The 6,903-nt window shown below is 39.7% G+C and carries 4 protein-coding genes and 1 pseudogene; 4 read left to right on the forward strand and 1 reads right to left on the reverse strand.

Going from position 1 to position 6,903, the window contains the following annotated elements:
* The first annotated feature begins 539 nt into the window (after positions 1-539).
* From EAE92_RS23535 to EAE92_RS23550, 4 genes are read left to right on the forward strand one after another with little or no spacing between them, the layout of a single operon-like run.
* Entirely contained in the window at positions 540-4,349 is a 3,810-nt protein-coding gene (locus tag EAE92_RS23535) for an amino acid adenylation domain-containing protein (protein ID WP_214069799.1), read from the forward strand.
* 12 nt (positions 4,350-4,361) lie between these two features.
* Positions 4,362-4,586 (forward strand): tautomerase family protein, encoded by a 225-nt coding sequence (locus tag EAE92_RS23540; protein ID WP_214069800.1) that lies wholly within the window; start codon positions 4,362-4,364, stop codon positions 4,584-4,586.
* A gap of 49 nt (positions 4,587-4,635) precedes the next feature.
* On the forward strand, positions 4,636-5,529 hold the full coding sequence (locus EAE92_RS23545) for a maleate cis-trans isomerase family protein (protein WP_214069801.1): 894 nt from the start codon (positions 4,636-4,638) through the stop codon (positions 5,527-5,529).
* Between the two features lie 15 nt (positions 5,530-5,544).
* The gene (locus tag EAE92_RS23550) at positions 5,545-6,444 is read left to right on the forward strand and encodes a DMT family transporter (protein WP_214069802.1); all 900 of its coding nucleotides are present in this window, start codon (positions 5,545-5,547) and stop codon (positions 6,442-6,444) included.
* Between the two features lie 75 nt (positions 6,445-6,519).
* On the opposite strand, the pseudogene EAE92_RS23555 reads toward EAE92_RS23550, so the two are convergent.
* Positions 6,520-6,777 (reverse strand): annotated as a pseudogene (locus EAE92_RS23555) (integrase core domain-containing protein); the annotation flags it as partial.
* Positions 6,778-6,903 lie beyond the last annotated feature (126 nt).

Consider the following 6,903-nt stretch of genomic DNA (forward strand, 5'->3'; position numbering starts at 1 on the left):
TCTTACCGGTCAGTGCCTGACCCTCCTGAAGCGCTTTCAGGGCTTTGTCGAAATCGAAAGATTGAGTCATTTGTCATTCCTTTTTGAGATATATTACTGGAATGACACAGAATTTCTAACACTCCCTCAACTCTCGGAACTCTTGCTCACATTTTGTTCTTTTCGCTTTTTCTATCAGGTAACTCGACTCACTCTGTTGAATTATCAAACTTTCACTTTAATGATCTTTGTAACAAAAAATGCTTATTTATATACCCTTTGTAGTCATTTATTGATGACATTAACATACATGTAACGTGATATTCTCTAATGCGAAAAATTTATATGACATGCAGCATGTATAGCCTTAAAGAACATTTAATCAAAGTTTGACATAGGAAAAGCAATTGCTGTGAGTGAATGAATACTAGAAAGTGCGAATAAGCTCACATTACCCTCTCTAACATTACCGTTATTTAATCTAATTGCCTTAGAAACAATATCACAGTCTTATAAGCTTTTTTGTTGCTAAGGATACACTTTTATTGAGTATTTAATTAATGAAAAAAACAAATCCAACAGGGTTATTATCAATGTTCATTGGCCAAGCTGTGGCCAACCCAAATCGCACTGTGGTGAAAAAAGATGAGTTAGGTTACACATACAAAGATATTGCTTTAGGTGCCTGGCTAGTTTCAGATCTTGTCAATCATTCATTGGTAAATGCAGGGCAGTATATTGGTATATATACCGACCAAGATGAAAGTATGTATTACGGGATATTTGGCGCCTTATTTTCTAACATGGGATACCTTCCACTTTCTCCAGAATACCCTGATGATAGAATAGAATATATGCTTTCCGATTCGGGTGTGAAAGTCATTTTCACTAAACAGAAATATGCAGATAAGCTTAGGGACTTCGTCCATAACGACGCTCACATCATTACTTTAGAACAACTCGCGTTCAGTTCATCTAGGGACTTCGATCTTGAACACATCAGCCAAATTCAAAGCTGCGAGAACTCACCTGCCTATATGATTTATACATCAGGAAGTACTGGTAAACCCAAGGGCGTTGCTATCAATAACCGAAATATCACAAATCAGATGCAGTGGGTGTCAGAAGAGCTGAATTTTGACCAAAGCAAAACCATTTTGCAAAAAACTCCGATGAGCTTCGATGCTGCTCAGTGGGAAATACTCGCCATATGTTGTGGGACCACCGTAGTACTTGGTGATGCAGACTTGTATAAGAACCCAACAAAAATCATTGCTGAAATCAAGAAACACAATATTACATCAATTCAGTGTGTTCCAACTCTATTAAAAGCCTTGCTGACATATCGCGAAATATCCTCATGCGATAGTTTGATAGAAGTATATTGTGGAGGAGAAGCACTAACCAAAAAACTGGCTTTAGAATTCAAAAAGCACCTTAGCCCTAGACGTCTTGTTAACTTTTATGGCCCAACTGAATGTACAATTAATGCCTCCTTTCTAGACGTCGACCTTAATTGTCTAGAAGACTATCCAGACGTTATTCCAATCGGCATACCCGTCAAAAATACCGAAATATTTATCCTCAATGATTTCGGTGAACCAGCCATGAACAATGAGGTTGGAGAAATCTGCATCAACGGACCTCAGCTATCACCAGGTTACCACAATAATGAAATAGCAACTGCCGATAAATTCATCCTTACTCAGAAGCTGCATGGTCAATCTGAACAGTTAATTTATAAAACGGGGGATCTCGGTTACTATGGAGAAAATGGCTACATCAATTTTGTATCGAGGAAAGATAATCAAGTTAAGGTTAGAGGCTATCGCATTGAGCTAGACGAAGTGAAAGTCGCTATCGAAAGTCACGATTGGGTTAAATATGCGGGAGTTATTGTGGCTGAAAATGCTCGCACTGAAAACAAAGAAATATTGGCCTATGTAGAGTTAAACCCGAGGGAGGCTGCTCTCATGGATCAAGGTCTTGACCAAAGCCATCACGTGTCCAAAAACAGCAAAAAACAAGTCAAGGCACAATTGTCCAACCTTGGAGTGAGAACTTTTCCAGCAAGTACGCTGAGAGTCAAGCTACCCGGTAAATCGGAGACCATGTCGCAGTCTCACCAAGCATTTGCAAGGAAAACATACCGAAGCTTTAAAGGCGATAAACTGGATTTGAATGACTTAATTTCGTTGGTTTCCCACCAAAATCACACCCAAAGCAACTCCAAATTCAATGGAACCGTTGAAGAACTAGGTTCAATAATGAGGATGTTTGGTCAGTTCCATAGCAAGGAAAGGCTGTTACCTAAGTATTCTTACGCATCCCCAGGCGCACTTTATGCGGTACAAATCTACGTTGAGTTGGCAGGCATATCTGGCATTGCGGATGGTATCTATTATTACACCCCAACTGACCACACGTTCGTTCAGGTGGATACGACTACTGGACACAATCAGATAAAAGTTCATTTAGTTGGAATCCACTCAGCCATTTCCTGTGTGTACCAAAACAACGTCGTTGAAGTATTGGAAATGGAAGCAGGGCATATTATTGGCATGTTTGATGATGTCTTAAATAACTATGGCCTACACGCATCAACTCTCTATCGATCAAATGCACTTGCCAATGGGGTGATGAACAATAGTGGTTCGTTGTACTTGACATCTTTCGATATAATTGCTGGCCAACACAGCATGACCGACTCCCCGGTAGAGACGTATATTCAAGCTAACAACTCTAAAATTGCACAGCTGACATCAGGCACATACCTCTGTGCGAATGGTGACATAACGTTTATCTGCGAAAAAAGCATTCGTAAAAAAGACGTCATCGCCATTAACCAGAGTGTCTATAGCGAATCTCACTTCGGTGTATCTTTAGTCGTACCCGAAGAAAATAGATGGGATGCCTATATATGGTTAGGTCGAGAGCTACAAAGGCTACAGTTGAACGAGCTAGACATAGGCCTGATGTCTTCTGGCTATAGTTCGAAAACAGGTCATGACCTACCATCTTGCTCAAGAATGAAAGACATACTTAGCCATAAAAATAAATCAGTAGGTGCATTTTATTTCGCCATTGGTGGTCCAGTCACTAAAGAGCAAATTCGTTCACAAGGCATGAAAGAAGATCTTATCCACTCAAGGGGGCCAACTGAGATTCTTAGAGACGATTTAAAAAGAACGTTACCAGTACATATGATTCCGAATAAGATTTCGGTGTTACACAAAATGCCGCAAACATCGAATGGCAAAGTAGACAATAACCAACTCAAACAACTTGCCCATCAAGAAGAGAAAAACAATAGCGCGGTGGTTGTTCAACCTGAGAACGATATACAGCGAAATCTCGCGCGGATTTGGTCATCTATTTTGGAATATAACAATGTATCCATAGACGACGAGTTTTTTGCATCTGGTGGTGATTCACTTAGCGGAGTCATGTTGATATCTGAGATTAATCAAGCAATGAATGTTTCTTTACCTCTTCAAGTTCTGTTTGACCGTTGTAGCGTCAGAAAACTTGAACAACATATTGTAAGCGAGAGTGAAATAACGAAACAACGAGTTCTGCCATTAAACAACCGAAAAGGAGACAAGAAAATATTCTGCTGGCCAGGTTTAGGTAGCTACCCAATGGGTTTAAAAAATTTAGCAGAAAGTGTTGCTGATCAGTTTTATGGTATTCAAGCATACGGAATTAATGAGAACGAATTGCCCTATTCAACTATCGAGGAAATGGCTGCAGAAGACGTTAAAGCGATTAAATCGGTGCAGAATACAGGCCCGTATTATCTTTGGGGATACTCTTTTGGCGCTAGGGTAGCATTCGAGACCGCCTACCAATTAGAACAGCAAGGAGATGTAGTGAAGCAACTCGCACTCATTGCACCAGGATCACCAAAGCTTAACATCCAACCTCAAGTAAACGAGGTAGCCTGTTACACCAATCAGAAATACGTAACGATATTGTATTCGGTGTTTTTTAGGAAAATTTCGGGGAGTGATCTTGAACAGTGTTTATTACAAGTAAACAACAAAGATTCATTTATAAATTTTGTCCAAAGTCGCCTACCAGAAATAGATACCGGAACTATCGAGAGAATTGTTTCCATTGTTGAAGAAACTTATGACTTTAAGTATACCTTTAAGGAATTGGAGAAAAGAACCATCAAGGCAGAAATTTCCATATTGAAGTCAATAGGTGACGATTACTCGTTTGTCGATGGTAACCATCGTTATTATTTAACTACACCAAGTGTATTTAACTTAACCTATGATCATTACCAATCCTTATCCGTTGGGGGATCTAGAGAAATATCAGAAATCCTCTGCGAGCCATCAATTATACAACATGCACAGTAGGAGATATTCATCATGCCACATGTATTGATTAAACACTTTCCCTCACACATCTCGAGGGAAGAAAAGGAGCGTATTGCAAATCAGATCTCCAACATCATTTCAACTGGATTTTCTTGCTCAAATGACGTCATCTCTGTATCTATGTTGGATGTAGAGCAAGAGCTCTGGGATAAAGAGGTTTACCAACCCGATATAAAAAATAGACAAGATATCCTAATTAAGGAACCAAACTATTAAATAAATAGCGTGGCTATAAAGTCACGCTATCCAACCTAAAGAGCGAATAATGAACGATATACCTTCTAGAAGAACAAATACGATAAAACCAACGTTTACCCAAGATGGCATTTTTTTTAATGGAAATTTCATTGAGAAATATGGAGACATAGACCGTAGTGCATTTCATGAAGACCCTCTTCACTACAAGAAGAAATTTGGCCTCATTGTCCCAGCAACCAATACGACAATGGAAAAGGAAATATGGAGCATCCTAATTAATAACCATGACGTTGAGTCCCTTGATGGTATAGGTTTTCACACATCAAATGTCATTACACCTAGACCGGAAATAAAAAATCAGCAAGATATCGAGCGCTATAAAGCAAGCTTCTTAGCTGGGCTGCAAAATGCGATTAATGTCGCCAAGCTTTCTGACCCCGAACACTTGATATTGGGTATGAGTCTAGAACATATATTGTATGGTATCGATGAAGTTTCAGCGCCCGTTGACTATGCTATATCAACAACCGACCTCAACTGGTCAACCTGTCACCAAGCGATAGATTCAGCACTAGGAAAATATCAGGCGAAAAATATTGGCATCATTACGCCGTTTGAAGCTCAAGGGAACATGTCGGCAAAAAAAATGTTTCATGACCTCGGTTACAATGTTGTCGCCGATGTTGGTCTAGCTTGTGGAAACACTCAGCATATTGCCCACATCCCAGACAAACTTAAGCAGCATGCCATCTTGGAATTGCTAGATGCCAAAAGCAATAACCTAGACGCTATAGTTCAATGTGGTACAAACATGAGCTTTGTAAACCTTGCAGAAAAGCTAGAGGCCAGTATTGGTATTCCTTTACTGAGTATAAATGCAGTTGTACTTTGGCATGCTCTGAGAAGCAATGGAATTTTAGATAAGCTCAAAAGTGCCGGCCGTATTTTCCGTGATCACTAATTAAAGGTTCTAATAATGAAAAACAAATATTTTCTGCTAGCAATAATTGGATTAATTTGGGGCTCTCAGTTTATCTTTCAAAAAATAGCACTCAGCGTTTTTACGCCTCAACTGATTGGCGTTGGTCGAGCGGTGATTGGTTTCATAACACTATTTATTATCTGTAAAATACTGAAAGTTAGGTCCAAGGGGAATACTCCTTGGTTGATATACATGCTAATAGGGTTACTAGAAGCATCAATACCTTTTACACTAGTTCCATGGGGACAACAGTACGTATCCTCTTCCATTGCTTCGGTGCTAATTGGTACTGTTCCATTTTTCGTCATCTTGTTTACCCCATTGTTAAGTGCAGGAAACAAAATTTCTCGCTCAAATATTCTAAGTGTCGTTGTTGGCTTTCTCGGTCTACTCTCTCTATTTGCGCCAGATATTATAAAAGGTAATAGCTCGTTAAGTATTTGGAGCCCCTTATCTATCCTTGCAGCATCAGCTTCATTTGGTGTTGCGCTTATCCTACTATTTAAATGTGGATTAGAGCACCCACTCATTGTAGCAAGAAATGTCTTGGGCTCAGCGAGCATACAAATATTACTGATATCCCTATTTACGGGGAGTAAAATACCAAGCAATGTTACTTTAGATTCGATACTGTCTATCGTATACTTGGGCGTAATGTGTGCCGGAATAGTGTATTTCCTGTATATGATCCTAATTTCCGAAGCAGGTCCAGTATTCGCCTCACTAACCAACTATCTAGTACCTACATTCGGAGTGCTGATCGGTTTTATGTTTGCTGACGAACAAGTAGGCCCGAATACTTGGATTGCACTAGCGATGATACTAATTGCAGTGGCATTTAATCAGAAAAAAGGCAGCAATGAGGAAAAACCAGTAGAGGTTAAAGACTCTTAAAAAGGTATTTGTTGCAAAAAACAGGATCAAAGCGGCTTTCATGGGAAAGCAGCTTTGGCCGTGAAAATGTGTGATTCATAGAGATGGTTTCAATTTTCTTAGCCGAAGATCGAGCTTGTAATTTTGCTCTTGAAACCTATCTTTCCAGAGCTGGTAGTGCTGTGATATCTCTTCAGACAAAGGAGTTTGGTCAGATAACTCTGAAATCCTGTCTATCGGTGTTAGCCTCTTTAACGAGCTATGGGGCCGTTCCCAGTTGTAGTAGTGCTGCCATTCAGCTAGCAGCAGATCGAGTTCTTCCAGCCCCACAACAACATCTATAGTCGGATAAAACGTAACCGCCTAATTAACCCCACATATCCGACAGATTAATCTTTTGTCATAGTGAGTTTTCTTTTATTGAGAGGGCGAATCACTATGACACTCACTGAAAAACAGCAACACTGGGCGGCAGTTATT

Origin of the sequence: Photorhabdus hainanensis (assembly GCF_018448965.1) — a bacterium.
Lineage (GTDB): Bacteria > Pseudomonadota > Gammaproteobacteria > Enterobacterales > Enterobacteriaceae > Photorhabdus > Photorhabdus akhurstii.

Excerpts from the sequence above, each read along its gene's own strand:
- EAE92_RS23540 (WP_214069800.1), top strand. The coding sequence starts at position 4,362 with ATGCCACATGTATTGATTAAACACTTTCCCTCACACATCTCGAGGGAA.
- EAE92_RS23545 (WP_214069801.1), top strand. The coding sequence starts at position 4,636 with ATGAACGATATACCTTCTAGAAGAACAAATACGATAAAACCAACGTTT.
- EAE92_RS23550 (WP_214069802.1), top strand. The coding sequence starts at position 5,545 with ATGAAAAACAAATATTTTCTGCTAGCAATAATTGGATTAATTTGGGGC.
- EAE92_RS23535 (WP_214069799.1), top strand. The coding sequence starts at position 540 with ATGAAAAAAACAAATCCAACAGGGTTATTATCAATGTTCATTGGCCAA.